A 646-nucleotide genomic window follows, 5' to 3' on the forward strand; every position below is an offset into this window, starting at 1 on the left:
CCCCTCCGAAAGGTCGCGGCGACAAAGAAGCCGCCGAACGTTAGCGGTAATTGTTCGAAACCTTGTTAATAAACAAATACTATCGTTTTTAAATTTATTTATCGAAAAATCTATTTTAGTAAAACTTTTAGCTCATTTAAAATGGAACCGAGAAAAGATTTAATAGTAGATATAGAGAAATACTTGGAGAATGCAATTAACGTTTACAACGAAAAAGGAATTGTGGAAAAGCCAAAATATAGAAGTCTTCGAAACCGAATCACTAGCTTAATAGAAACAGATTTTGAAAGCATAGAAAAGCATGAATATTTTCTTGATTATTTTAACCAACCGGAAAGAAGAATAAGGAGAGTATTATTGGAAAAATCGTTGGAAGATGATTACCTAGAGAGTGGTGCTTTCCTATTTCTTTTAAATGATCTGCGCGGAATAGCAAATTGGTTAAATTGAAATTACAACTACCGCTAACCGCCGCTAATTTTGATCGCGGCAAAATGACTAAGTTCACGAGCTGTTCTTTAATTTCGTACTTTTCAGCGGAGAGTACTCTCTCCGATTGGCCGCGACCAAAATTAGCGGCCTAACGTTACTGTCCATTTGCAACGTATTATTTCTTTTTCGCTTGCAGCGAAAGGCTTCGCCAAAC

1 protein-coding gene is annotated in these 646 nt (G+C 36.5%); it reads left to right on the plus strand.

Annotated features, from left to right (window positions below; genetic code table 11):
- The first annotated feature begins 141 nt into the window (after positions 1 to 141).
- Entirely contained in the window at positions 142 to 450 is a 309-nt protein-coding gene (locus HZF10_RS17755) for a hypothetical protein (RefSeq protein WP_176007587.1), read from the plus strand.
- The last annotated feature ends 196 nt before the right edge of the window (positions 451 to 646 follow it).

It is taken from the genome of Flavobacterium agri (assembly GCF_013401995.1).
Lineage (GTDB): Bacteria > Bacteroidota > Bacteroidia > Flavobacteriales > Flavobacteriaceae > Flavobacterium > Flavobacterium agri.